We start from the raw sequence: 23019 nt of genomic DNA on the forward strand, positions 1-23019 counted from the left end.
GAAGATAGCTTCAATAGACCTGACAGAAAAAGTCGGTAGCTTTCAGTTTTATTGATAGGTGGTCAGTGTGAGTTTCAACAGCGACAGCATCGAAGTGTTCCTGGCCGTCATCGAGCGCGGCTCGTTCTCAGCCGCTGCTCGACAATTGGGCAAGGTGCCGTCGGCCGTCAGCATGGGCATTGCCAATCTTGAAGCCGAGCTCGGATACCCGTTGTTCGACCGCAGCCATCGCGAACCGCAGCCCACCGCCATGGCGCAGTCACTGGTGCCGCACGCCCGCTTGATCGCTGAACAGATCAAGCAACTGCGAGTGCACGCAGTGGAGTTATCGCTGGGGCTGGAGAGCAAGTTGTCGATTGGCGCGGTCGCCGATATTGATCGGCGGCGTTTGCTGGCGGCGATCAAAGTGATCGCCGAGCGTCATCCGCTGCTCGATATCGAAGTGCTGACCGCCCCGCAGGATGACGTGTTGGCGATGCTGCACAGTGGCCGTGTCAGCGTGTGCGTGGCGTTCGCCGGGTTGAGCGTGAGCGCGCTGGAGCGTTTTCAGTTCGTCGGCAGCGAACGCATGATCGCCACGCTTTCAGCGGACAGCCCTTTGCTGCAGGGGCGGGATGTGTTTCTGGAAGATCTGGTGCAAGTGCGACAAATCATAGTCGCCAGCCGCGACTTGCCGATCAGCGAGACGCGGCCGTTGGTGGCGGAGTCGTACTGGCGCACGGACAACCTCGAAACGGCGATGGAAATGGTCGAGGCGGGACTGGGCTGGGGCAATTTTCCGTTGTCGGTGGTTCAGCCGTGGCTGGATGCAGGGCGGTTGAAACGGCTGAATTTCCGCAACATCGAAAATGGCCTGGTGCTGCCGGTGCACGCGGTGTGGCTCAAGAGCCAGCCGTTGCAGAAGGGCGCGCAGGCCTTGGTTGACCTGCTCAGCCACTGAACCTTGTGGAGATCCTCTGTGGGAGCGAGCCTGCTCGCGAAGGCGCCGTGTCAGTTGGCATCTTCTTACCTGACGCGGCGCCTTCGCGAGCAGGCTCGCTCCCACAGGTGTTGTGTTTCAACCCCGCATTTGCGACCACCACAGGCAGGTCAGGTGCTTTCGCGAACCTTCAATTCAAACCCCATGTCCTCAACCGGTCGCGCCACGCTGTTGCCGGCCATCAAGGTCAGCATCTGCTCCGCCGCGCGCCGGCCAATCGCTTCGCGCGGGGTGTTGATGCTGCTCAGGCGCGGCACCATGTGCTGAGACATCGGCAAGTCGTTGAAACCCAGAATCGCCACTTGCTCGGGGATTTTGATCCCGTTACGCAGCGCTTCCAGAAGCGCACCCTGGGCCAGGTCGTCGTTACCGAAGAAGATCGCATCGACATCCGGATGCGCCGCGAGCAACTGCATGAACAGCTCACCGCCCAATCCCACCGAAGAAGAGCGCGGGGTCAGCACTTCCAGGTCCGGGTCGTAACGCCCCGCCTTTTGCAGCGCCTTGCGAAAACCCTCACCGCGCAGCAACGTGCGCTGATCCAGCTGCGCGCCGATGTAGGCCAGGCGCTTGCGTCCACGGGACAGCAAATGCTGCGCTGCCGTTTCGCCGGCACTGAGCTGCGAGAAACCCACGCAATTGACCCCGGCCGCGCTGTCCAGCTCCATCATGTACACGCAGGGAATGTTGCTGGCCTCGATCATCCGCCGCGAACTTTCGGTGCGATCAAATCCCGTCAGCAGAAAACCGCGTGGCTGATAGGCCATGTAGTTGCGCAGCAGGTTTTCTTCTTCGTCGCGCGAGTAGTGGAAATTGCCGATCAGCACTTCGAAGCCCTTGGGCGTCAAAACCCGATGAATGGCTTCCAGCGTATCGATGAACAGCAGGTTCGACAGCGACGGCACCAACACAACCACCGAATGGCTCTGGGCCGAGGCCAGGGCGCGGGCGGCAGGATTGACCACGTAGTTGAGTTCGAGGGCGGCTTTCTGCACTTTTTCCACCAGTTCGGTGGCAACCGTGCTGACCCCGCGCAGGGCGCGAGAGGCGGTAATCGGGCTGACGCCGGCCAGGCGTGCCACTTCATTGAGCGTGGGACGGCCGGTGGTGCGGGTATTTTTATCGTTCTTGGGGGAGGTCATCGGGCGGCTTGCCAAACAAAAATCAAGGCACTAAGGTAGCGCTGTCCTGATGCAGCTGCAATGCGTGAGCGCGGTCCTGCCTGATCTTCGCTTTTTGGCGTCGGGAACAAACCTGCTGCAACCCAAAAAAACGACAAGAAGGCGTCGGCAACTTCTGCCTGTGCACTAGAGTCATAGCTAGCAAAGGTAGCGCTGTCTGCGCGCTGAGGTGTTATATGAGTCATCCCATCACCGCCCTGGTTATCATGGGCGTTGCCGGTTGCGGCAAGACGTGCGTCAGCGAGGCCCTGTGCCAATTGAGCGGCGCCACTGCCATTGAAGGCGATACTTTTCATCCGGCCGCGAACATCGAAAAGATGAGCGCGGGGATCCCCCTGAACGACGACGACCGCGCCGGCTGGCTCGACAGCCTGTGCGAAGAGTTGCGTCGTGTCGATGCCGAAGGCCAGCGCCCGGTGTTGACCTGCTCGGCCCTTAAACACATTTACCGCGAGCGTCTGCGCAGTGCCCTGCCAGGCCTGGGCTTCGTGTTTCTTGAATTGACCCCGGAAGTTGCCGCCGAGCGCGTGTCCCACCGCCCCGGCCACTTCATGCCGGCGACGTTGATTGAAAGCCAGTTCGCCACCCTCGAATCGCCCAAGGGCGAGCCGCTGACTCTGGCGCTCAATGCCTCGGTGTACAGCGTCGAAGAGCTGGCACTGCAGGCTCACGTCTGGTGGCAGGCCCACGGTCTGAAACAGGCGGTATGAGCGTGTTGAAAGAGATAGCGCTGTCCTCACGACTTCTGTTTAACCCGCTTTAATAACAACAACAATCCAGGAGACACCCCCCATGTTTGGCATGTCCCACGAGACGTTCCTGCTGCTCGATGCAGTGGTCACGGTAATCGGCCTGATTATCCTGATCACCAAATTCAAGATTCACCCTTTCATTGCGCTGACCATCGCCGCCGCCTTCCTCGGCCTGACCTCGGGCATGCCGATCAATACCATCATCAAGGCGTTCCAGGACGGCTTCGGTGGGGTGCTCGGTTTCGTCGGCATCATCCTCGCGCTGGGCACCATGCTCGGCAAGATGATGGCCGAATCGGGCGGGGCCGATCAGATCGCCCAGACCCTGATTCGCGCTTTCGGCAAGGACAAGGTCCAGTGGGCCATGATGTTCGCCGCGTTCCTGGTGGGCATCCCGCTGTTCTTCGAAATCGGCTTCGTGTTGCTGATTCCGCTGGTGTTCATCGTTGCGCGTCGCACCGGCGTGTCGATTATCAAGATCGGTATCCCGCTGCTCGCCGGTCTGTCCGCCGTGCATGGTCTGGTGCCGCCGCACCCGGGTCCTCTGCTGGCCATCGGTGTATTCGGCGCTGACATCGGCAAGACCATTCTTTACGGTCTGATCGTTGCGCTGCCGACCGCCATCATTGCCGGTCCGATTTTCGGTACGTTCATCGCCAAGCACATTCCGGGTCACCCGAATCAGGAACTGGTCGATCAACTGGCCCGTGAAAACGATTCGACCAACCTGCCGAGCTTCAGCATTACCCTGGTCACCGTGCTGTTGCCGGTGTTCCTGATGCTGTTGAAAACATTTGCTGACGTGGCGCTGCCGGACGGCAACTTCTTCCGCATCTGGATGGACATGATCGGTCACCCGATCTCGGCGCTGCTGCTGGCGTTGTTGCTGTCGCTGTACACCTTCGGCCACAAGCAGGGCATCGGTTCGAGCCAGATGCTCAAATGGCTGGACGCGAGCTTGGCGCCGACGGCTGCGATCATTCTGATCATCGGTGCCGGCGGTGGCTTCAAACAGATGCTGGTGACCAGCGGCGTGGGCGACGTGATCGGCCACATGGCGGTCAGCGCGCAGATTTCGCCAATCCTGCTGGCATGGCTGGTGGCAGCGGTGATCCGCATCGCAACCGGTTCGGCCACCGTGGCAACCATCACTGGCGCGGGCATTGTGGTGCCGGTGGTTGGCATGATTCCGGGCGTCAACCGTGAGCTGCTGGTGCTGGCCACCGGTGCCGGTTCGCTGATCCTGTCCCACGTCAACGACGCCGGTTTCTGGCTGGTCAAGCAGTACTTCAACATGACCGTGGCCGAAACCTTCAAGACCTGGACCGCGATGGAAACCATCCTCTCGGTGGTTGCGTTGGGCTTTATCCTGCTGCTGTCGCTGTTCGTTTAAAACGCGACTGGCAGGCGCAAAAAAACCGCAGCGATGCGGTTTTTTTGTGGGCGTGTACTTTCTGCTTGATCGTTCCCACGCTCCGCGTGGGAATGCAGCCCGGGACGCTCCGCGTCCCAAAGCGGACGCAGAGCGTCCATCGAGGCATTCCCACGCACAGCGTGGGAACGATCGGTTAAGCAGAGGTTTTAGTGACAAGTCCATCCGTGCGGAACATCCCACGAATCCCGCGTACAGCCTGGCGGATCCGGTCCTGGTTTTCGATCAGTGCGAAGCGCACATGATCGTCGCCATATTCACCAAACCCGACGCCCGGCGACACGCAGACCTTGGCCTCGGCGAGCAGCTTCTTGGCGAACTCCAGCGAACCCAGGTGCGCGTAAGCCTCGGGAATCTTCGCCCAGACGTACATCGACGCCTTCGGGTTCTCGACCATCCAGCCGAGTTCATGCAGACCTTTCACCAGCACATTACGGCGCTGGCGATATTGCTCGGCGATGTCGCGCACGCACTGCTGATCGCCTTCCAGCGCAGCAATCGCCGCCACTTGCAGCGGGGTGAACGTGCCGTAATCGTGGTAGCTCTTGATTCGCGCCAGGGCGTTGACGAGTTCCGGGTTGCCGACCATGAAACCGATGCGCCAGCCGGCCATGTTGTAGCTCTTGGACAGGGTGAAAAACTCCACCGCGATGTCCTTGGCGCCCGGCACCTGCATGATCGACGGGGCTTTCCAGCCGTCGTAAACGATGTCGGCGTAAGCCAGGTCGTGCACCACCAGCACGTCGTACTGCTTGGCGAGTGCGATCACCCGTTCGAAGAAATCCAGCTCCACGCACTGCGCGGTCGGGTTCGACGGGAAGCCCAGAATCATCATTTTCGGTTTGGGAATCGAGCCGCGAATCGCCCGCTCCAGCTCATCGAAGAAATCCACCCCCGGCACCAATGGCACCGAACGCACCTGAGCGCCGGCAATCACCGCACCGTAGATGTGAATCGGGTAGCTCGGGTTCGGCACCAGCACCGTATCGCCCTGGTCCAGGGTCGCCAGCATCAAGTGCGCCAGACCTTCCTTGGAGCCGATGGTGACGATCGCTTCGCTTTCCGGGTCGATGTCGACTTCGTAGCGCTGCTTGTACCAGTTTGAAATCGCGCGACGCAGGCGCGGAATGCCTCTGGACGTGGAGTATCCGTGAGTGTCTTCACGCTGGGCGACCTGCACGAGTTTTTCGACAATGTGCGGCGGCGTGGCGCCGTCAGGGTTGCCCATGCTCAGGTCGATGATGTCTTCACCACGGCGCCGCGCGGCCATCTTCAGCTCGGCGGTGATGTTGAAAACATAAGGGGGGAGTCGATCTATGCGCGCAAAGCGGCGCGGCGAACCTTGTTCAGCCATTGTTGCCTCGGATAACGTAAGCGCCCGGAACCGTCCGAGCGACGCTGGTCACTGCGGTGACCTGTGGCGGACGATAAGGGCAGTGATGGCATACTGTCCAGCGCGTTGAAAACATTTTTTGCCCCAAGGAAATCGGTCAATGGAATTCACCAGCGGCTTCTTGCTGAGCCTTTCGCTGTGCCTGGACATCGGCGTGGCCAACATTGCGATGATCACGCTGGCGATGCAGCGCGGCTACTTTCAAGGCTTCGCGCTGGGTCTCGGCACTTGCGTCGGCGATCTGATCTACGCGGTGCTGGCGCTGGCCGGGATGACGGTTCTGCTGCAATACGAAACCGTGCGTTGGGTCCTGTGGATCGGCGGTTCGGCGCTGTTGATCTACTTCGCGGCGAAGATGATTTATTCAGCGATGCACCATGAAACGCTGCTGGCCGAGACGGCGGAGGTGGGGCAGAACTCCCATCGCAAGGAATTTTTTCGCGGCATCTTTCTGGCCATGTCATCGCCGAGCGCGATTCTCTGGTTCGCCGCCGTCGGCGGTACGTTGATCGCCCGATCCGGTGGCGGTGGCCCGCTCAGTTCCGCGCTGTTCCTCGGCGGTTTTCTCTGCGCGGGTCTGCTGTGGTCGGCCGGTTTGTGCTTTGCGGCAAGCCACGGTGGCAAGTTGCTGGGCGATAAGCTGTTGCGCTATTCATACCTGGCTTCTGCGGCGATCTTCTGCTATTTCGCGGTCTACGTGATCATATCGGGCTATAACGAGTTTGTCGGTTCAGGCGCCGCCGAGCAGTTGCATTCGCTGTAATCGTGCGAATCGGTTCGGGCTTTCTATACTCCCAGCCGAACCCGAATTTTTGTCTCCAGGAGTTGAGTCATGGATGAGCAAACACGTGTCGACGTGGCGGAACCCCGTTTCGAAAATGGCCAGTTTCTGCTGATCGCAGGCCTTGGCGGAAAGTTTACCCAGGCGACCACCGAAGGCATTCCGGAGTTGTGGGAACAGTTCCTCCCTCATCTGGGGAAAATTCCGGGGCAGCAGAGCGAAGTGACCTACGGCGTCTGCTGCAATGCCGACGGCAAGGGCGGTTTCGAATACGTCGCCGGGGTGCAGATCGACAAGCTCGATGACCTGCCGGAAAAGTACCGCTGGATCGAAATCCAGCCGCAGCAATATGCGGTGTTCGAGCACAAAGGTCCGCTGGCTCAGTTGCCTGCGACCTTTCAGTACATCTGGAACACCTGGCTGCCACAGTCCGGGCGCGAGGCGGCGGACGCGCCGGAGTTCGAGCGCTACAGCGAAGATTTCAACCCGCGCCTGAACACCGGCAAGCTGGAAATCTGGCTGCCACTCAAGGCTTGAGTGCAACAGGGCGAGGCGGGCGCATGTCCGCTTCGCGTTTGTGCTTTATGCTTGCACGTCTGTCTTTCGTCGATTTTAGAGCCGCCATGAACACCGTTATCCGCAACGTCAACGCCGCCGATCTGGACCGCTGCTACGCCATCGAAACCCTCGCCTACGAAGGCGACGAAGCCGCCACCCGCGAGAAGATCGCCACGCGCATCGCCACCTGGCCGGATGGATTCATCGTCGCCGAAGTGGACGGCGTGGTCGCCGGTTTCATCAATTCAGGCGCGGCGTTCGATGTGCAGATGTCCGACGAGGCGTTCAAGGAACTGGTCGGCCATGATCCGAAAGGGCCAAATGTGGTGATCATGTCGGTGGTCGTGCACCCGGACTATCAAGGGCAGGGCCTGGCCAAGCGTCTGCTGGGCGAGTTCATCGAACGCATGCGCGGGATGGACAAGGCGACGATTCATTTGATGTGCAAGGAACAGCACATTGCGCTGTACGCAGGGTTTGGTTTTGCCTACATCAAACCGTCCGAGTCCGATCACGGCGGGATGGCGTGGCACGAGATGATGCTCACTCTCTAAGCCTCAATCAAAACTGTGGGAGCGAGCCTGCTCGCGAAAGCGGTATTTCAGATAAGCAAGTGTCGACTGACACGACGCCTTCGCGAGCAAGCTCGCTCCCACAGGGTTTTGAGGTGGTTTGGTTCCGCGTTTAGTAGAGAGAGTCGCGGACCCTGGTCGGCGCTTCGCGGTCGTACGTGTCGGCGTCGAATTGCCCATCGTTCAGACGTTTATGAAAGGCGCCAGCCGTGGGCAGTGCCGAGCGCGGCAGGTGCGTTTCCGGGTTCCACGCATCCGAGCGCACAAACGCCTTTGAACAGTGGAAAAACGCCGCCTCCACCGTCACCAGCAACACCGTTTTCGCCGGTTTGCCATTCACCGCGAAACTCTCCAGCAATGCCGGCTCAGCGCTGATCACCGCCGTGCCATTGACCCGCAGCGTCTCGCCAATGCCTGGAATGATGAACAGTAGAGAAACCCGCGCGTCGTGCAGCACGTTGCGCAAGGTGTCGATGCGGTTGTTGCCCGGACGATCTGGCAGGGCAAGGGTGCGCTCGTCGATGATCCGCACAAAACCGGGCTTGTCGCCGCGCGGTGAATTGTCCAGGCCATCAGCGCCGACCGAGCTGACGATCACCAGCGGCGAGACCCGTACCATCGCCTGATAGTCCTCGTTGAGAAAACCGATCTGTTTGCGTACTGCCCGCTCGTGGGGCAATCCGTAAATGGCTTCCAGCGCCTGGATCGAATCAATCATGGTGAACTCCTCGACGACTCAGAAAAACAGCCCCATGCGCCGCTCGTAGCCGATCCGGCCTTTATAGGCTTCGCCACGGTCCGCGTAGCCATGCCTTGCGTATAGCGCAATCGCCGCCTCGTTGTCGGCGTCCACCGATAATTCCAGGCCTTTTATTTCCGGCCATGCCTGCAGTGCAACGGCGGGCAGCGCTTGCAGGCAGGCCTTGCCGTAGCCCTTGCCTTGTGCCCGGCGATCAACCTGCAACGCATGCAATGTCGCGCTGTTTTCATCGGCCCAATCGGGCAACACCGGCGGGCGCTTGAGCAGCAGAAACGCGACCGGCACATCATCCGCCAGCAGGGCAAAACCCTTCACGCCGGGACCTGGCTTTGACAGCAAGGTGTGCAAGGCACCATGGATGTCGCCGGAGAACTTGACCTGCTCGGGATGGATTTCAATTGCCTCGACTTGCTGACGTTGCAAAGGGCTGAGGCTGTCGTAAGGCACGAGTTGGGCTGACACGGGAATTTCCTTTTTCCTACAAAGACTGAACCCCCGATTCTAGCGATTTTGACGTGCGCGAATTTTTTTTGTTTGGTCTGTCGATCTGCGATCAGGGCAAACGACTAAGGGTGTCTTCACAACAATAACCACGGAGAACACCATGAGTGCCCAAAGCGAAATCCAGACCCTGATCAACACCTACCGCGAAGCAGTGATGGCCAAGGACGTCGAGAAAGTCATGGCGCTGTACGCCGACGATATCGTCTCGTTCGACGCCATCAAGGCCCTGCAATTCAAAGGCAAAACCGCCTACCGCGAACACTGGATCGCGTGCATGGAAATGTGCCCCGGCCCGCACGTTTTCGAATTCCACGAAATCGCCATCGAAAGCGCTGGCAACATTGCGTTCGCCCACTGGGTCGCCAATTGCGGCGGCACCAACGAGCAAGGCGTAACCCAGAGCTGCTGGATGCGCGTCACCGCGTGTTATCGGCAGGTCGACGGCGCGTGGCGGATCGTTCACGAGCACTGGTCGGCACCGTTCGATCCGATGAGCGGCGCAACGCTGTTCGATGTGCAACCGTGATCTTCAGCCATAGTTGATCCGTTCGAATCAGGAGCACGCCATGAAATATCTATGCCTGGTCTACAGTGATGAACGCCTGCTGCATTCCTCGCCGGACAGCCCGGAGGACGCCGAATGCTGGGCCTACGCCGAGTCGATCCAGGGTAGCGGGCGGATGGTCGCGGCCGAAGCGCTGGAGTCGGTACAGACCGCCACCACGGTGCGCATGCGCAACGGCAAATTGGCGATCACCGATGGCCCGTTCGCTGAAACCAAGGAGCAACTGGCCGGTTTCTACCTGATCGACGCCAAGGACCTCAACGAAGCGATTCAGGTCGCCGGCAACATTCCGGCGGCCCGGGTCGGCAGCGTCGAAGTGCGCCCGGTGCGCGAGCTGAATGTCTGACGTCAGGGCGCGGGTCGAGCAGGTTTACCGCGAAGACTCGCGGCGGATCCTGGCGACGCTGATTCGCCTGCTCGGTGATTTCGACCTCGCCGAAGAGGCCCTGCATGAGGCTTTCTTCGTCGCGGTCGAACGCTGGCAGCGCGACGGCGTCCCTGACAACCCGCGCACCTGGCTGGTGTCCACCGGACGTTTCAAAGCGATCGATGTGTTGCGTCGACGTGCGCGTTTCAAGGCTGCGCAGCCGTTGCTGCAGGCGCAACTCGAGGAGCTGGAACAGGCCGACTGGAGTGGCGAAGACGTGGAAGACGATCGCTTGCGGCTGATCTTCACCTGCTGCCACCCGGCGCTGGCGGCGGATGCGCAAGTGCCGCTGACGTTGCGTGAAGTCTGCGACCTGACCACTGAAGAAATCGCCCGGGCCTTTCTCTGCGCACCGGCGGCGATTGCCCAGCGCATCGTGCGGGCAAAAGCAAAAATTCGCGATGCAAAAATCCCCTATCAAGTGCCAGCATTGAGCGAACTGCCCGAGCGCCTCGACAGTGTATTGCGGGTGATTTATCTGGTGTTCAACGAGGGGTATTCGGCCTCGGTCGGCACCGAGCTGACCCGCGAGGACCTGACCCGCGAGGCGATCCGGCTGGGGCGTCTGCTCATGGAATTGCTGCCCGAACCCGAAGTCATGGGCCTGCTGGCGCTGATGCTGCTGCACGAGTCACGGCGCCCCGCGCGCACCTCGCCGGGCGGTGAACTGGTGTTGCTCGATGATCAGGATCGCTCGCTCTGGGATGCCGGGTTGATGGCCGAGGGTTGTGCGCTGGTCGAGCGTGCGCTGACCACCCGACGCTTCGGCCCCTATTGCCTGCAGGCGGCGATCGCTGCGGTGCATGCCGAAGCGCCTTCGGCGGCGCACACGGATTGGCCGCAGATCGTCGGGCTGTATGACGTGTTGCTGCGGGCGGTGCCGTCACCCGTGATCGAATTGAACCGGGCGGTGGCGGTGGCCAAGCGTGACGGGGCGTTAGCCGGGTTGTTGCTGATTGAGGGGCTTCTGAAGCGGGGTGAGTTGCAGGATTACCACTTGGCGCATTCGGCAAGGGCGGAGTTTTGTCGGCAGTTGGGCCGAGTAGACGAGGCGCGCGCGGCGTACCGGCGGGCGTTGGCGTTGACGCGGCAAGAGCCGGAGCGGCGGTTTATAGAGGGGCGGCTGAGCGAGCTGGATTGATCTGCATTCTGCATTGGCAGTGCTGGCCTTTTCGCGAGCAGGCTCGCTCCCACAATTGAAACGAGGTCACGTGTGGGAGCGAGCCGGCTCGCGAACGGCAGCACCGCCTATTCGAGCATCTTGCTCAACAACCAGCTCCCCGCCGGCCCGGGCGGGTATAGCCTCGACCACAAGGCATCGACAAACACCGGTTTCGGCCAGCCCCGCACGTTCAGTTCAATCAGCGAATGATTGGCGTATCGTTGCACCAGCCACCTGGGCAGCGGCGCCCAGCCAAAGCCCTTTTCCGCCATTTCAAGCAGCATCAGATAACTCGGCGCCGACCACACCCGGCCTTTGCCGCGGCTGTCATAGGGGTTGACGATGGTCGCCAGGCGCAGCTCGCGATGTTGCTCAAGCACCTGCTGATCCAGATGATCGAGTTTCGCCAACGGGTGCTCACGATTGACGAACAAGGCGATTTCCGTGCGCTCGGCCACGGTCGATGTCACGAGGTCCGGCGGGTAGCTTTCGCGCATTTCGGCGAAGCCCAGATGCGCTCGACCGCGCTGGACCAACTCGATCAGGTCATCACATTCGGCAATCAGACATTCCAGCTCGAGCTCCGGATAGCGCTGTTCGAAACCCACCAGAGCCGCCTCAAAACGATACGACTGATAGGTGTCGGAAATCGCCACGGTGAGTTTCGGCTCAACGCCTTGCGACAATTGCCGCGCGGTCATTTCCAGGCGACTGGTGGCCGCCAGAATCCCCTCGGCCTTCTGCAGCATGACGTGGCCGGCCGGGGTCAGCGTCGGTTTACGGCTGCTGCGATCGAACAGCTGCAAATCCAGATCGATTTCCAGGCTGGCGACCGCCGCGCTGATGGTCGACTGACTGCGTCCCAATTTACGCGCCGCCGCTGAAAACGAGCCCTGGGTCGCCGCTTGGACAAACGCCAACAGCACTTCTTGCGAGGCCATGAACTATCGCCTTGATCGATGGTTATTGGTTATGAAGTATCGGTGCTCGGGCGGATCATGGCAACCATCTTCAAACAAGGAGTGAGGCCATGACTGCCCACAAGTCCATCACTGAACGCATCATCCAGGCTGTCGGTTTCGAACTGCTGGCGATCCTTATCTGCACGCCCATCCTGGCGTGGATCATGCAAAAGCCGCTGCTCGACATGGGCGCAGTGACCGTGTTGATCGCGATGCTGGCGCTGGCCTGGAACGTGGTGTTCAACCGCTTTTTCGATCGTGCGCTGGTGCGCATGAACGTGGCGCACAACGCCTGGGTCCGTGTGGTCCACGCATTGCTGTTCGAAGGCGGGTTGATCGTGATGGGCGTGCCGCTGATTGCCTGGTGGCTGTCGGTCAGCCTGTGGCAGGCGTTCTTGCTCGACATCGGCGTGCTGCTGTTTTTCCTGCCGTACACCTATCTCTACCACTGGGGCTACGACGTGCTGCGCGAGCGCTTCATGACGCGCCGCACATGTGAGGGCTGACGTCGATTCCTATCGGGTCGGTGTTTGCAGTCAGAGAAACATCCCGCCCGATGCTTCGACCCGCTGGCCATTGATCCACTGCCCGCCCGGGGACAGCAGCAGCGCCAGTGCGCCGCCAATATCCTCCGGCTGACCGACACGTCCAAGCGCGGTATTGCTGGCAACCATCGCGTTGACTGCGCTGTTGTCGCGAACCGTACCGCCGCCAAAGTCGGTTTCAATCGCGCCCGGCGCAAGAATGTTCACACCAATCTGCCGAGCGCCCAGTTCCCTGGCCTGATAACGGGTCAACACTTCCATCGCGCCTTTCATCGCCGCGTAAGCGCCGTAACCCGGCAGGCTGAAGCGGGTCAGGCCGCTGGAAATGTTGATGATCCGCCCACCATCGTTGATCTGCGGCAGCAGTTGTTGGGTCAGGAAGAACGGACCTTTCAACTGGACATTCATCAGCAGATCGAACTGTTCCGGGGTGGTCTCGCTGAACAGCGCATGCACGCCGATCCCGGCATTGTTGATCAGGAAATCAAAGCGCTGACGCTCAAAGGTTTGTTCCAGCGCCTGTTCAACCTGCGTGGCAAACGCAGCGAAATTTTCGCTGTGACCGACATCCAGTTGCAGCATGGCCGCTGTCGCGCCGAGTGCCTGCAATTCGGTTACCAGCGCCTGGGCCTCGTCGGCGCGGCTGTTGTAGGTGCCGATAATGTCGATGCCTTGGGCGGCTAGGTGCAGGGCAGCGCTTTTGCCCAGGCCACGGCTGGCGCCGGTGATCAATGCGATTTTGCGATTCATGGGGTTGTCCTCGATTGCGTTGGGCGTGATGGAATGAGTTTATTTGTCGGCCCAGAGGTGATAAACACAGCAAAATCGGAATCACTGATCGAATTAGTCGAACAATCAGGGAGTGCGCTGATGAACAAACTGGAACTGCTGCGCACCTTCGTGCGGGTCAGCGAGTTGTCGAGTTTTACCCTGGCCGGCGAAAGCCTCGGCCTGCCGCGTTCCACCGTGTCCGAGCATGTGCAGGCCCTGGAATCCCTGCTTGGCACGCGCCTGCTGCAACGCACAACACGCAAAGTGCAGGCGACGCAGGACGGCCTCGTGCTCTATGAGCGGAGCAAGGATCTGCTTTCGCACATGGACGAAATCGAAGGGTTGTTTCGTCAGGACGAGGCCTCGCTGACCGGGCGCATTCGCGTCGATATGCCGAATATCCTGGCGCGCCGGCTGGTCATGCCGCGCCTGCCTGAGTTCATGGATCGCCACCCGAATCTGCAAATGGAAATCAGCAGCACCGATCGCCGCGTGGATCTGCTCGCGGAGGGTTTCGATTGTGTCTTGCGGGTCGGCGCGCAACCTGACCAATCTGTCGTCGCCCGCCATCTGGGAGACTTTCCGATGGTCAACTGCGCCAGCCCCGCGTATCTCGAGCGCTACGGCGTGCCGCAAACGCTGGAGGATCTGGCGCAGCATCGGTTGGTGCATTACGTCGGTGTGCTGGGTTCGCGTTCGGAAGGGTTTGTTTATGAGGAGGGCGGTGAGGTGCGGCGCGTGCCGATGGCCGGCAGTATCACCGTCAACAGCACAGACGCTTATGAGGCGGCCTGTCTGGGCGGTTTCGGCCTGACCCAAGTGCCGCGCACCGGCATGCAACCGCATCTGGAGGACGGCGAACTGGTCACTGTATTGCCGCAATACACCGCGCCGGCCATGGCGATTTCGTTGTTGTATGCGCGGCAACGGCATTTGCCGTTGCGGGTGCGGGTGTTTATGGAATGGCTGAGCGATGTGATCCGTTCGACCCTCTAAAGCCCTGAGCGCATTACTCATGTGGGAGCGAGCCTGCTCGCGAAGAGGGCATGTCAGTTAATGCAAAGTTGACTGACCCAGCGCTTTCGCGAGCAGGCTCGCTCCCACAAAGGATTCGATGTGTTCAGAAGATTTGCGTGAACAGCCAATACAAGCTGCCTGACAACACAATCGCGGCAGGCAGCGTCAGCACCCACGCCATCAGCAAATTGCGGATTGTCCTCATCTGCAACCCGCCGCCGTTGGCGACCATGGTCCCGGCGACACCCGACGACAGCACATGCGTCGTCGACACCGGCAAACCGAACATATCCGCTGCGCCGATGGTCAGCATCGCCACGGTTTCTGCCGATGCGCCCTGGGCGTAAGTCAGGTGGGTCTTGCCGATCTTTTCGCCGACGGTCACCACAATGCGCTTCCAGCCAACCATGGTGCCGAGCCCCAGCGCGATCGCCACGGCGATCTTCACCCACAGCGGAATAAACCGCGTGGCGTTGTCGATCTGCTGCTTGAACAGTTGCAGTTTGCTGGCCGTGTCAGCATCGAAGTTGCCCACCTTGTTCTTGTCCATCAGGCGAATGCTTTCGCTGGCCAGGTACATGTCGTTGCGCACGTTGCCCATGGCTTCCGCCGGCACCTTGGCGAGCGAACCGTAGCCTTTGACTTCCTCGCCAATGTGCCCGGTAAGGGCGGCGAGGGCGGGAATCAATTGCGGTGTGGGCTCTTTGCTGCGCACGTAATCCGAGAGGACCGGGCGTGGATCGGCGGGCGCCGGCTGAGGTGCGTTTTTCACCAGCGCCTGCTGGGTGACTTGCGCCACCGCCGCGAATTGCAGCGACTGTTCTTCCGGCATGGTGCGGTTCAAGGCGTAAGCCATTGGCAGCGTGCCGACCAGAATCAGCATGATCAGGCCCATGCCTTTCTGACCGTCGTTGGAGCCGTGGGCGAAGGAGACGCCAGTGCAGGTGACGATCAGCAAACCGCGAATCCACCACGGCGGCGGGGTATTGCCTTGTGGCGCCTTGTACAGCGAACGGTTCTTCACAAACGCACGTAGCGCGAGCAGCAACAGCGCCGCACAACCGAAACCCACGAGCGGCGAGAGCAACAGGGCGTAACCGATCTTGGTCGCCTGCGCCCAGTCGACGCCGCTGGTGCCGTCGCGGCCATGCATCAATGCATTCGCCACTCCGACACCGATGATCGAGCCAATCAACGTGTGCGAAGACGATGCCGGCAAGCCCAGCCACCAAGTGCCGAGATTCCACAGGATCGCCGCAATCAACAGCGCGAAAATCATCGCGAAACCGGCCGACGAGCCGACCTGCAGAATCAGCTCCACCGGCAGCAGCGCGATGATGCCGAACGCCACCGCGCCACTCGATAGCAGCACGCCGAGGAAATTGAAGAAGCCCGACCAGACCACCGCAACGTTGGGTGGCAGCGAGTGGGTGTAGATCACCGTCGCCACGGCGTTGGCGGTGTCGTGGAAACCGTTGACGAACTCAAAGCCCAGCGCAATCAACAGCGCCACGCCGAGCAGCAGAAACGGCGTCCACGTGGTGACCACCGTGCCAAGTTCTTGCATGTCATGCATCAGGCTGTAAGCGGTGAAGAGCATGCCCATGGCGAGCACGGCGAAAAACATCACGTAGGTGAATGGACCGGGTTTCTTGTCGAGCGCTGGCCTGCCGCTGGCGGCGGACGCAGGGCTGGCGGTCAGAGAGGGCGTAACCATGGCGGACAATCCTGAGCGAGGGAAGGAATGTCGCCCATGATCGTTTCAGAATGTTACAGAGAGACTGCGTCAGGTCAGTGTTTGTCTTATTAGTCTGACCATTGACCCAAATGGCGCCGGTGATTGATCGTTCCCACGCTCCCGCGTGGGAACGCCGCCCGGGACGCTCTGCGTCCCAATGACGCGGAGCGTCAACTAATACATTCCCACGCAGAGCGTGGGAACGAGCGTACACATTGCAAATGTAGGAGCTGCCGAAGGCTGCGATCTTTTGATCTTAGTAATCCCCACGCTTGCGAAACGCCCAGCGTCCCGCAATCACCGTGAACGTCGCCACCAACGCAACCAGCACCCAGAAACCGTGCGGATCCTGCGACAACGGCACGCCCCCGACATTCATGCCGAAAAAGCCGGCGATGATGTTGATCGGCAGGGCCAGCACCGTTACCACGGTCAGCGTGAACAGCGTGCGGTTGCTCTGTTCGTTGAGGTTGGCGGCGATTTCCTCCTGCAGCAGTTTGATCCGCTCGCCGAGGGCGGTGAGGTCGTTGATGATCAGCGCAAACTCCTCGGTGGATTTACGCAATTCCTTGACGTCCTCCTTCTGCAACCAGGGCGGCGGGCGATTGAGCAAGCGCAGCAACGACCCCGGTTCCAGCGCCAGCAGCCGTTGCAAACGCACGAGCACCCGGCGATTGGCGCCGAGCTCGGCGCGGTTCGTGGTGAGGCGTGAGGAAAGCAATTCGTCCTCGACCTGATCGACACTCAGGCTGGTCTTGCGCACGATTTGTGTCAGCACTTCGCCCTGATCGCGCAGCAGGTGCACGAGCACTTCCGAAGGCGAACGGAAGCGCTCGCCGGCCTTCACCGAAGAGCGCAACTTGTCCACCGAGTGCAGCGGTTGCAGGCGTGCGCTGACAATCAGTTTGCTGCGCACGCAAACCCACAGCGTCGATACGTCCGAAGAAACCATGCTGCTGAGGTTGAACACCACGTCGTTGACCACCGCCAGCAGCGCCGAGTCGACATGCTCGATGCGCGTCGAGCGCGAGCCTTCGTGCAGCGCCTCAAAAAATTCGTCTGGCAATTGCAGATGACTTTTCATCCAGCGTTCGCACGCCGCATGAGCCAGGTTCAGGTGCAGCCAAAGGAATTCACCGCTGTCGCTATCGTCCTGCAAACAACGCAACGCGGTCGCCGAATCGATTTCCCGGCCGCGCTCACCGGGCAGGAAACGAAAGCCGTAAAGCAAGCCGAACAGGTCCGGGTCGCGATGGCTGATATCGAGGTTGTGATTCATGTCGGCTCGCTGCGAGGAGGGCGTTGACTTGAGCGTTTTTCGGATTCACCCGGGCCGCATCATCGCAATCTCACATGACATTTTTGTGACAAGTAACGCCGAAAAATCAATGCCTTACCGATTGTCGGGCAAGCCTCAAGAAGCGCTCTGGCGCGCCGATCTCAGGTGCGTTAGGTTGCGCGCCTTCGGCTTGAAGCCGAGGTACGCCGACAGGGAAGTCCGGCCATTTTTCACGCTCCTTACGAGCGTGCCTCATCCCTGTCTTGAGTACTCCTGCAATGCTGCAAAAATCTTTGAGAGCGCAAATTCTCGCCCTGTTGAGCGGTAGTCTGCTGGCGACGCTTTTGATCGCGCTGGCCTGCTTTCATTTCCTTTCCAACGGCGTGCAAAGCTACAGCCAACTGATCGCCGGCCCGTTGCACACTTCGCAACTGATCGATGAAGCCAACCTGCAATTCAAGGTGCAGGTACAGGAGTGGAAAAACGTCCTGCTGCGCGGCAAACAGCCGGCGGATCTGGGCAAATACTGGGGCCAGTTCGAAGACCGCCAGCGCGACGTGCAAAGCATCCTGGGCGAACTGGCCAGCCAGAAAGGCATCGAGGCAAATCTCAAATCACGCATCGAACGCTTGCGCGACGAGCATCGCCAGTTGGGTACGGCCTACCAAAAGGGTCGCGATGCCTATGTGGCTGCCGGCGGTGATCCAAGCGCAGGTGACGCGGCGGTCAAGGGCGTCGACCGCGCCACCAGCGAGCAAATGAGCGAACTGGTCGCCGAGTTACGCAAGCAGGGCACCGAGCAATCGGCGTTGATCAGTTCAGCCGCCGATCGTACGGTGTGGCTGGGCCTGTTGGTGATGCTGGGGTCAGGCTTGCTGATCGGGCTTCTAAGCTTCTGGCTGGTCAGCCGCAACCTGATCGAGCCGATCCGCAACCTTATCGATTACGTCACCCGCTTGAGCCGTGGTCAACTTGCCGAACGCGTGGTTAGCGAGCGTCGCGATGAGCTGGGCAACCTCGCCGCCGCAGCGAACACCTTGCGTGACTTCCTTGCGGACACCTTCACTCGGTTGCAACGCAGTGCCAGCGACCTGGACAGCGCCAGCGGCGAGTTGAACGCCATTGCCACAACCATGGCCGGTGGCACCAGCGAGCAATTCAATCGCACCGACCAAGTGGCGGCGGCGATGAACGAAATGTCCGCCACGGCCCAGGAAGTTGCCCGTCATGCCGCCGATGCAGCGCGTGCGGCCGACGATGCCGACCAGTCTGCCCAGCAGGGTGAAAAGGTCATGCAGAGCACCATTCATTCGATCACGCAGATGCGCGGTGAAATCGCGAACACCGCTACGGTCATCCGTCGTCTGGAAGCCGACAGTGGTCGAATCGGCAAGGTGCTGGAAGTGATTCGCGGCATCGCCGAGCAGACCAATCTGCTGGCGCTCAACGCGGCGATTGAAGCCGCACGGGCTGGTGAGGCCGGGCGTGGTTTCGCCGTGGTGGCCGACGAAGTGCGCAACCTGGCGCAGCGCACCGCCGAGTCGATTATCGAGATCAACCAGATCATCCAGAACGTGCAGACGGGGGCGGTGGACGCCGCGCAGGCTATCGAAAGCGGCCAGTCGCGCAGCGATGAAAGCGTTGAGCAAGTGACGCAGGCCGGAGCGATGCTGGAGCGCATCACATTGGCGGTGGAAGCGATTCGCGACATGAACCGTCAGATCGCCACGGCGGCAGAAGAGCAGACCTCGGTGGCCGAAGATATTTCGCGCAACCTCACCGAGATCACGGCGATCGCCAGCACCAACCTCGACAACGTGCAGCGCACCGAAAGTGCCAGTCAGAATCTGCACGGTCTGTCGGGGCAGTTGAATGAAGTGACGGCGCGATTGAGCGCGTGATCCGGCTCAGCCGGCCGCGAGTTTAGCGCTGTTCCCAGAATGGTTTATTCAGGCAAAAAAAAGCCGCACGATCGTTAAATCGCGCGGCTCTCTTTAAACGCTATGTATCAGGTGTCTTGCTTGTTGCTCAGCACTTTGCCGGTGGTGGCATCAAAGTCCACGTCGAATTCTTTGCCGTCAGCCGTTTTAAGTTCAACTTCATACTCATAACCGTTGAAGTGGTTATCGAGGTCGGTGTCGGTAATCGTTGCGCCCGGGTGCAGTTTCAATGCTTCGGCGTTCATCGATTCCAGCGACTTGATCTTGCCGTCTTTCACCAATTGCGGGACTTGGTCGATGCGCACATCAGCCTGAGCCAGGCCAGCGGTGAGGGTCAGGGCGGCGGCGGTAAACAGGGCAGTCAAAGTTTTCATCGGGTCATTCCTTGGTTATGCGTAGAAGTGGTTGATCTGTGTAAGTGGGTTCAGATTAACCAGCGCAACTTAATTCACCCTTAAATCTCCGAATCGCGAAAAAACCGCTCTTTGTGGGAGCGAGCCTGCTCGCGAAGGAGACAACTTCTTATCTGATCAGAAACCGTTCTTCTTCAAAACCTCGTCAACACTGCCACCCGCCGGACGTTTATAAAACTTCAACAGTTCGCTGGCGCGGTTGGTAAAGATGCCATCGACACCCGCAGACATGACCTTCTCGTAATCGACCGCTTCGTCGACGGTATAAACGTGCACCAGCATGCCCTGATCGTGGGTGTATTGGTTCATCCACGGCTGCACCAGATCGGAGTAACTCTGGTCACCACCATTTGTCAGCTTCGCCGAAGGGCCTGTGCCGATGGCGCCTTGGGCCTTGGCGTAATCGACCCATTGCTTGAATTCAGCTTCGGATTTGGGCTCCTGCTTGCCGTAGAAAACGTTTTTGTCCTGCTCGCCGGATGCGGCAAATGTCACGTTGGATTTCGGCTCGATGCTGCCTTCGCCGACCCACAGCAGCAGGATCTTCGGCACTTGCGGCATTTCTTTTTCCAGCAGTTCGAGGCTGCGCTTGTCGAACGTCTGCAGAATCACCTTGCCTTTGCCCTGACCGACGCCCAGCGCACTTTTTGCGAGTTTCGAGCCGGCCGGGCTCAGCCAGCCGCGATCCTGCAGCTTCTCCTTCAGGTCATGTTCGATGCCGGGAAACAGCTGTGGCTCTTTGGTTTCGATGTACAGGCCGGGTTTGTGCTGCGGGTTGGCCCGGGCGATGTCGATGATTTCATCGAGGGTGAGGATCTTCAGCCCGGCGTAGGAAGGGCGCGCGCGATCCGGGTACTTGGCGTTGAACCAGGTACCGGCATCAAGGGTTTTCAGCTCGGCCATGGTGAAGGCGGTCGCCGGGCTGTCCTTGCGCTCGGGGAACTTGCTGGCGACATCGGTGGTGCGTTGCAGATTGTCGTCGTGCAAGGCGAAGAGCACGCCGTCCTTGCTGCGTTGCAAGTCCATTTCCAGGTAATCGGCGCCCAGGTCACGGGCCAGTTTATAGGCCGCGGCGGTGGATTCCGGCGCATCGAACGACGCGCCACGGTGGGCGATCACCGCCGGGTGCGGAATGCCATGGGCCGCAGCGACGGCCTTGGGCTCCGGGTGGCTGGCGGCGTGCGCCTGACCGAGGCCGAAAATCAGGCTCAGCACCAAGGCGCTTTGGGTAAAAGTGGTGGGCATGGTCGAGGTCCTTTCGCAGGTTTTTATCGAGACGTACCTTTTAACAACTGACGCGCCAGAGGGCTATCGTCAGACCGACATAAACCGGTCAAAACGAAAATTTCCTGCACTTTTGTGGCGCTGTTTGCAGTACGCTTGCCCGCAACAGACGCCCCGGCAGAGGGCGCACCGTTGCGTTGCCCTGCGTGTAAACCATCGATCACCTTTCGTGAGGTTTACCATGCGCATCACCTCTCAGCTCATCTGCCAGGCCGCCGACGACCTCAAAGGCTTCGTCGGCCTCAATCGTAAAACCGGTCAATACATCGTGCGCTTCAGCGAAGACTCGTTCGGCATGGACGTGGCCGATGACGGCATTATTCCGGCCAGTGAATTCGTCTGGGCGCCCGTGTCACAAACCACCATGACGTTGAAACGCGAGTTGATTCAGGTGCTGCTGGACCAGCACATCGATGAGCGGATCAACATCACCGAACCGCTACGCGTTTATATGAGCAAGGTTGAGGTGCCTGAGATTGTGGCGGTGCGAAGTCTTGTGCGCGGTTTAGGTTTTGTAGTGTGATTGCGGGGCTCTTCGCGAGCAGGCTCGCTCCCACATTGGATCTGTGGCGTTCACAAAATCCCTGTGGGAGCGAGCCTGCTCGCGAAGGCAACACCTCGGTTCATCGCCAGCCGCAATTTCGATCCACTCACGAGCTCATATTAGAACTGATCACCCCGGCACTCGCTCATTGGCAAACATGCTCACCGCATCCACCGCCTCACTGGCGCCATCGCGAATCTGCAAAATCACCGTGCCCGCCTGATTGGCCAATGCCACGCCTTCAGCCGCGCGCTCGCGAGTGCCTTCCATGCTTTTGATTGCCTGCCGCGTCTCGCTCTGGATCAGGCCGATCATATTGGAGATCTCGGCGGTGGAGCCGCTGGTGCGCGCCGCCAGTTGTCGCACCTCATCGGCCACGACGGCAAAACCGCGCCCCTGTTCACCGGCGCGTGCCGCTTCGATGGCAGCGTTGAGAGCGAGCAGATTGGTCTGATCCGCAATCGCACGAATGGTGTTGACGATGGTGGTGATCTGCTCTGAGCGGTTGCCCAACTGGGCGATCAGGGTTGAGGACTGGCTGATGTCCTCGGCGATTTCGCGCATTTCGCTGGCAGCTTGCTGAATCACTTGCGTACCTTGCTCGGCGACTTTTCGGGTGGCCACCGAGATGTGGTAAGCGGCACTTGCACTGCGCGCATCCTGGTCATGCTGCTCGACACGGGCGGTCACGTCCGAGGCGAATTTCACCACTTTGTACAACCGCCCCGACGCGTCGTAGACCGGGTTGTAGTTGGCCTCCAACCAAACGGTTTGACCACGCTTGTCCACACGCTCGAATTGTCCGTGGAAGAACTCGCCCTGATTCAAGCGCCGCCAGAAATCCTGATAAGCACTGCTGTTGACCAGCGCCGGTGTGCAGAACAAACGGTGATGCTTGCCCTTGAGCTCAGCGAGGGTGTAACCCATGCGCGTCAGAAAATTCTGATTCGCCGTCAGGATATGGCCGTCGAGATCGAATTCAATCACCGCCATCGCCCGATCGATGGCCGCCAACCTGGCGTTGGCCTCGTTTTCCTGCTGCACTTTTGCGGTGACATCCATCGCGTACTTGACCACTTTGATCACCCGCCCCGTCGCGTCCTTGATCGGGTTGTAACTGGCTTCCAGCCAGATCGGCTGGCCCTGGCTGTTAACCCGTTCGAAGGTGCCGGCCTGGAACTGCCCGTTTTTCAAGCGTGACCACAATTCGTTGTATTGGGCACTTCTGCCGAATTCGGGCGTGCAGAAGTGCCGATGTGGCTGGCCAATCGCCTGATCTTGCGTGTAACCCATCGTCCGCAGGAAATTGTCATTGGCGCGTAACACCACGCCATCAAGATCGAATTCGATGACCGCCATCGAGCGGTTAATGGCTTCAAGAAATGCCGACTGTTCAGTGAGGGTGCGTTGCAGGTTTTCGAGGGTGGCTTTGTGGCGGTTGAAAAACATGTTGCGATACT

At 60.0% G+C, this 23019-nt stretch carries 24 protein-coding genes and 1 pseudogene; 14 read left to right on the forward strand and 11 right to left on the reverse strand.

Features of this window, described 5'->3' with window-relative positions; genetic code table 11:
* Window positions 1-67: 67 nt before the first annotated feature.
* Entirely contained in the window at window positions 68-940 is an 873-nt protein-coding gene (locus HU727_RS07875; RefSeq protein WP_186529909.1) for a LysR family transcriptional regulator, read from the forward strand.
* A 149-nt stretch (window positions 941-1089) separates the two neighbouring features.
* Here the strand turns inward: HU727_RS07875 and gntR are convergent, their stop codons facing one another.
* Window positions 1090-2121 carry an HTH-type transcriptional regulator GntR gene (gene gntR / locus HU727_RS07880; protein WP_186529907.1) on the reverse strand — a complete coding sequence of 344 codons (1032 nt, stop codon included), beginning with the start codon at window positions 2119-2121 and terminating at the stop codon, window positions 1090-1092.
* A gap of 215 nt (window positions 2122-2336) precedes the next feature.
* On the opposite strand from gntR, the gene HU727_RS07885 reads away from it, so the two are divergent.
* On the forward strand, window positions 2337-2870 hold the full coding sequence (locus HU727_RS07885; RefSeq protein ID WP_186529905.1) for a gluconokinase: 534 nt from the start codon (window positions 2337-2339) through the stop codon (window positions 2868-2870).
* An 82-nt stretch (window positions 2871-2952) separates the two neighbouring features.
* The gene (locus HU727_RS07890) at window positions 2953-4305 is read left to right on the forward strand and encodes a GntP family permease (RefSeq protein ID WP_186529903.1); all 1353 of its coding nucleotides are present in this window, start codon (window positions 2953-2955) and stop codon (window positions 4303-4305) included.
* Between the two features lie 175 nt (window positions 4306-4480).
* Here HU727_RS07890 and alaC read toward each other — a convergent pair whose 3' ends face one another.
* Window positions 4481-5698, reverse strand: coding sequence for an alanine transaminase (alaC, locus tag HU727_RS07895; protein WP_186529901.1), 1218 nt, complete (start codon window positions 5696-5698; stop codon window positions 4481-4483).
* 139 nt (window positions 5699-5837) lie between these two features.
* On the opposite strand from alaC, the gene HU727_RS07900 reads away from it, so the two are divergent.
* The 3 genes from HU727_RS07900 (at window position 5838) to HU727_RS07910 (ending at window position 7630) form a co-directional block, all read left to right on the forward strand.
* Window positions 5838-6500, forward strand: a complete 663-nt coding sequence (locus HU727_RS07900; RefSeq protein WP_186529899.1) for a LysE family translocator — start codon at window positions 5838-5840, stop codon at window positions 6498-6500.
* Window positions 6501-6569: 69 nt separating this feature from the next.
* Window positions 6570-7055, forward strand: a complete 486-nt coding sequence (locus tag HU727_RS07905) for a GyrI-like domain-containing protein (protein ID WP_186529897.1) — start codon at window positions 6570-6572, stop codon at window positions 7053-7055.
* A gap of 86 nt (window positions 7056-7141) precedes the next feature.
* Window positions 7142-7630, forward strand: a complete 489-nt coding sequence (locus tag HU727_RS07910; RefSeq protein WP_186529895.1) for a GNAT family N-acetyltransferase — start codon at window positions 7142-7144, stop codon at window positions 7628-7630.
* 130 nt (window positions 7631-7760) lie between these two features.
* Here HU727_RS07910 and HU727_RS07915 read toward each other — a convergent pair whose 3' ends face one another.
* Together HU727_RS07915 and HU727_RS07920 are read right to left on the reverse strand one after the other, a co-directional pair.
* Window positions 7761-8366 carry a pyridoxamine 5'-phosphate oxidase family protein gene (locus HU727_RS07915; RefSeq protein ID WP_186529893.1) on the reverse strand — a complete coding sequence of 202 codons (606 nt, stop codon included), beginning with the start codon at window positions 8364-8366 and terminating at the stop codon, window positions 7761-7763.
* Window positions 8367-8384: 18 nt separating this feature from the next.
* The gene (locus tag HU727_RS07920) at window positions 8385-8870 is read right to left on the reverse strand and encodes a GNAT family N-acetyltransferase (protein ID WP_186529891.1); all 486 of its coding nucleotides are present in this window, start codon (window positions 8868-8870) and stop codon (window positions 8385-8387) included.
* A 142-nt stretch (window positions 8871-9012) separates the two neighbouring features.
* On the opposite strand from HU727_RS07920, the gene HU727_RS07925 reads away from it, so the two are divergent.
* From HU727_RS07925 to HU727_RS07935, 3 genes are read left to right on the forward strand one after another with little or no spacing between them, the layout of a single operon-like run.
* A complete protein-coding gene (locus HU727_RS07925) occupies window positions 9013-9438 on the forward strand; it encodes a YybH family protein (RefSeq protein WP_186529889.1) in 426 nt (141 codons plus the stop codon).
* Window positions 9439-9478: 40 nt separating this feature from the next.
* Complete coding sequence (locus HU727_RS07930; protein ID WP_186529886.1) at window positions 9479-9823, forward strand: YciI family protein; 345 nt, start codon at window positions 9479-9481, stop codon at window positions 9821-9823.
* On the forward strand, window positions 9816-11045 hold the full coding sequence (locus HU727_RS07935) for an RNA polymerase sigma factor (protein ID WP_186529884.1): 1230 nt from the start codon (window positions 9816-9818) through the stop codon (window positions 11043-11045). Before HU727_RS07930 ends, HU727_RS07935 begins: the two co-directional genes overlap by 8 nt.
* Window positions 11046-11152: 107 nt before the next feature.
* Here HU727_RS07935 and HU727_RS07940 read toward each other — a convergent pair whose 3' ends face one another.
* On the reverse strand, window positions 11153-12007 hold the full coding sequence (locus tag HU727_RS07940) for a LysR family transcriptional regulator (protein ID WP_186529882.1): 855 nt from the start codon (window positions 12005-12007) through the stop codon (window positions 11153-11155).
* Window positions 12008-12096: 89 nt separating this feature from the next.
* On the opposite strand from HU727_RS07940, the gene HU727_RS07945 reads away from it, so the two are divergent.
* A complete protein-coding gene (locus tag HU727_RS07945) occupies window positions 12097-12534 on the forward strand; it encodes a multidrug/biocide efflux PACE transporter (protein ID WP_186529880.1) in 438 nt (145 codons plus the stop codon).
* A 30-nt stretch (window positions 12535-12564) separates the two neighbouring features.
* Here the strand turns inward: HU727_RS07945 and HU727_RS07950 are convergent, their stop codons facing one another.
* On the reverse strand, window positions 12565-13323 hold the full coding sequence (locus HU727_RS07950) for an SDR family NAD(P)-dependent oxidoreductase (protein WP_186529878.1): 759 nt from the start codon (window positions 13321-13323) through the stop codon (window positions 12565-12567).
* Between the two features lie 120 nt (window positions 13324-13443).
* Between HU727_RS07950 and HU727_RS07955 the strand changes: the two genes are divergently transcribed.
* Window positions 13444-14340 (forward strand): LysR family transcriptional regulator, encoded by an 897-nt coding sequence (locus HU727_RS07955; RefSeq protein WP_186529876.1) that lies wholly within the window; start codon window positions 13444-13446, stop codon window positions 14338-14340.
* Between the two features lie 124 nt (window positions 14341-14464).
* Here HU727_RS07955 and HU727_RS07960 read toward each other — a convergent pair whose 3' ends face one another.
* Both HU727_RS07960 and HU727_RS07965 read right to left on the reverse strand, forming a co-directional pair.
* Window positions 14465-16078 (reverse strand): inorganic phosphate transporter, encoded by a 1614-nt coding sequence (locus tag HU727_RS07960; protein WP_437180376.1) that lies wholly within the window; start codon window positions 16076-16078, stop codon window positions 14465-14467.
* Between the two features lie 277 nt (window positions 16079-16355).
* Window positions 16356-17378, reverse strand: coding sequence for a transporter (locus tag HU727_RS07965; RefSeq protein WP_186529872.1), 1023 nt, complete (start codon window positions 17376-17378; stop codon window positions 16356-16358).
* A gap of 857 nt (window positions 17379-18235) precedes the next feature.
* Here HU727_RS07965 and HU727_RS26055 point away from each other — a divergent pair.
* Window positions 18236-18346 (forward strand): annotated as a pseudogene (locus HU727_RS26055) (hypothetical protein); the annotation flags it as partial.
* A gap of 228 nt (window positions 18347-18574) precedes the next feature.
* Window positions 18575-19279 carry a methyl-accepting chemotaxis protein gene (locus tag HU727_RS26060; RefSeq protein WP_437180380.1) on the forward strand — a complete coding sequence of 235 codons (705 nt, stop codon included), beginning with the start codon at window positions 18575-18577 and terminating at the stop codon, window positions 19277-19279.
* A 107-nt stretch (window positions 19280-19386) separates the two neighbouring features.
* On the opposite strand, the gene HU727_RS07975 is transcribed toward HU727_RS26060, so the two are convergent.
* Window positions 19387-19692, reverse strand: a complete 306-nt coding sequence (locus tag HU727_RS07975) for a PepSY domain-containing protein (RefSeq protein ID WP_039758030.1) — start codon at window positions 19690-19692, stop codon at window positions 19387-19389.
* 156 nt (window positions 19693-19848) lie between these two features.
* Entirely contained in the window at window positions 19849-20976 is a 1128-nt protein-coding gene (locus HU727_RS07980; protein WP_186529868.1) for a glycerophosphodiester phosphodiesterase, read from the reverse strand.
* Window positions 20977-21196: 220 nt separating this feature from the next.
* On the opposite strand from HU727_RS07980, the gene HU727_RS07985 reads away from it, so the two are divergent.
* The gene (locus tag HU727_RS07985) at window positions 21197-21538 is read left to right on the forward strand and encodes a DUF2025 family protein (RefSeq protein WP_186529866.1); all 342 of its coding nucleotides are present in this window, start codon (window positions 21197-21199) and stop codon (window positions 21536-21538) included.
* A 150-nt stretch (window positions 21539-21688) separates the two neighbouring features.
* Here HU727_RS07985 and HU727_RS07990 read toward each other — a convergent pair whose 3' ends face one another.
* Window positions 21689-23008, reverse strand: a complete 1320-nt coding sequence (locus HU727_RS07990) for a methyl-accepting chemotaxis protein (RefSeq protein ID WP_186529864.1) — start codon at window positions 23006-23008, stop codon at window positions 21689-21691.
* Window positions 23009-23019: the final 11 nt, after the last annotated feature.

This window comes from Pseudomonas khorasanensis, from assembly GCF_014268505.2.
Lineage (GTDB): Bacteria > Pseudomonadota > Gammaproteobacteria > Pseudomonadales > Pseudomonadaceae > Aquipseudomonas > Aquipseudomonas khorasanensis.

What these genes read in the sequence shown, in the direction of transcription:
- alaC (WP_186529901.1), bottom strand. Translation starts at nt 5,698, where the DNA reads ATGGCTGAACAAGGTTCGCCGCGCCGCTTTGCGCGCATAGATCGACTC.
- HU727_RS07960 (WP_437180376.1), bottom strand. Translation starts at nt 16,078, where the DNA reads ATGGTTACGCCCTCTCTGACCGCCAGCCCTGCGTCCGCCGCCAGCGGC.
- gntR (WP_186529907.1), bottom strand. Translation starts at nt 2,121, where the DNA reads ATGACCTCCCCCAAGAACGATAAAAATACCCGCACCACCGGCCGTCCC.
- HU727_RS07985 (WP_186529866.1), top strand. Translation starts at nt 21,197, where the DNA reads ATGCGCATCACCTCTCAGCTCATCTGCCAGGCCGCCGACGACCTCAAA.
- HU727_RS07885 (WP_186529905.1), top strand. Translation starts at nt 2,337, where the DNA reads ATGAGTCATCCCATCACCGCCCTGGTTATCATGGGCGTTGCCGGTTGC.
- HU727_RS07900 (WP_186529899.1), top strand. Translation starts at nt 5,838, where the DNA reads ATGGAATTCACCAGCGGCTTCTTGCTGAGCCTTTCGCTGTGCCTGGAC.
- HU727_RS07910 (WP_186529895.1), top strand. Translation starts at nt 7,142, where the DNA reads ATGAACACCGTTATCCGCAACGTCAACGCCGCCGATCTGGACCGCTGC.
- HU727_RS07990 (WP_186529864.1), bottom strand. Translation starts at nt 23,008, where the DNA reads ATGTTTTTCAACCGCCACAAAGCCACCCTCGAAAACCTGCAACGCACC.
- HU727_RS07890 (WP_186529903.1), top strand. Translation starts at nt 2,953, where the DNA reads ATGTTTGGCATGTCCCACGAGACGTTCCTGCTGCTCGATGCAGTGGTC.
- HU727_RS07955 (WP_186529876.1), top strand. Translation starts at nt 13,444, where the DNA reads ATGAACAAACTGGAACTGCTGCGCACCTTCGTGCGGGTCAGCGAGTTG.
- HU727_RS07930 (WP_186529886.1), top strand. Translation starts at nt 9,479, where the DNA reads ATGAAATATCTATGCCTGGTCTACAGTGATGAACGCCTGCTGCATTCC.
- HU727_RS07965 (WP_186529872.1), bottom strand. Translation starts at nt 17,378, where the DNA reads ATGAATCACAACCTCGATATCAGCCATCGCGACCCGGACCTGTTCGGC.
- HU727_RS07905 (WP_186529897.1), top strand. Translation starts at nt 6,570, where the DNA reads ATGGATGAGCAAACACGTGTCGACGTGGCGGAACCCCGTTTCGAAAAT.
- HU727_RS07950 (WP_186529878.1), bottom strand. Translation starts at nt 13,323, where the DNA reads ATGAATCGCAAAATCGCATTGATCACCGGCGCCAGCCGTGGCCTGGGC.
- HU727_RS07980 (WP_186529868.1), bottom strand. Translation starts at nt 20,976, where the DNA reads ATGCCCACCACTTTTACCCAAAGCGCCTTGGTGCTGAGCCTGATTTTC.
- HU727_RS07945 (WP_186529880.1), top strand. Translation starts at nt 12,097, where the DNA reads ATGACTGCCCACAAGTCCATCACTGAACGCATCATCCAGGCTGTCGGT.
- HU727_RS26060 (WP_437180380.1), top strand. Translation starts at nt 18,575, where the DNA reads ATGTCCGCCACGGCCCAGGAAGTTGCCCGTCATGCCGCCGATGCAGCG.
- HU727_RS07915 (WP_186529893.1), bottom strand. Translation starts at nt 8,366, where the DNA reads ATGATTGATTCGATCCAGGCGCTGGAAGCCATTTACGGATTGCCCCAC.
- HU727_RS07975 (WP_039758030.1), bottom strand. Translation starts at nt 19,692, where the DNA reads ATGAAAACTTTGACTGCCCTGTTTACCGCCGCCGCCCTGACCCTCACC.
- HU727_RS07925 (WP_186529889.1), top strand. Translation starts at nt 9,013, where the DNA reads ATGAGTGCCCAAAGCGAAATCCAGACCCTGATCAACACCTACCGCGAA.
- HU727_RS07940 (WP_186529882.1), bottom strand. Translation starts at nt 12,007, where the DNA reads ATGGCCTCGCAAGAAGTGCTGTTGGCGTTTGTCCAAGCGGCGACCCAG.
- HU727_RS07935 (WP_186529884.1), top strand. Translation starts at nt 9,816, where the DNA reads ATGTCTGACGTCAGGGCGCGGGTCGAGCAGGTTTACCGCGAAGACTCG.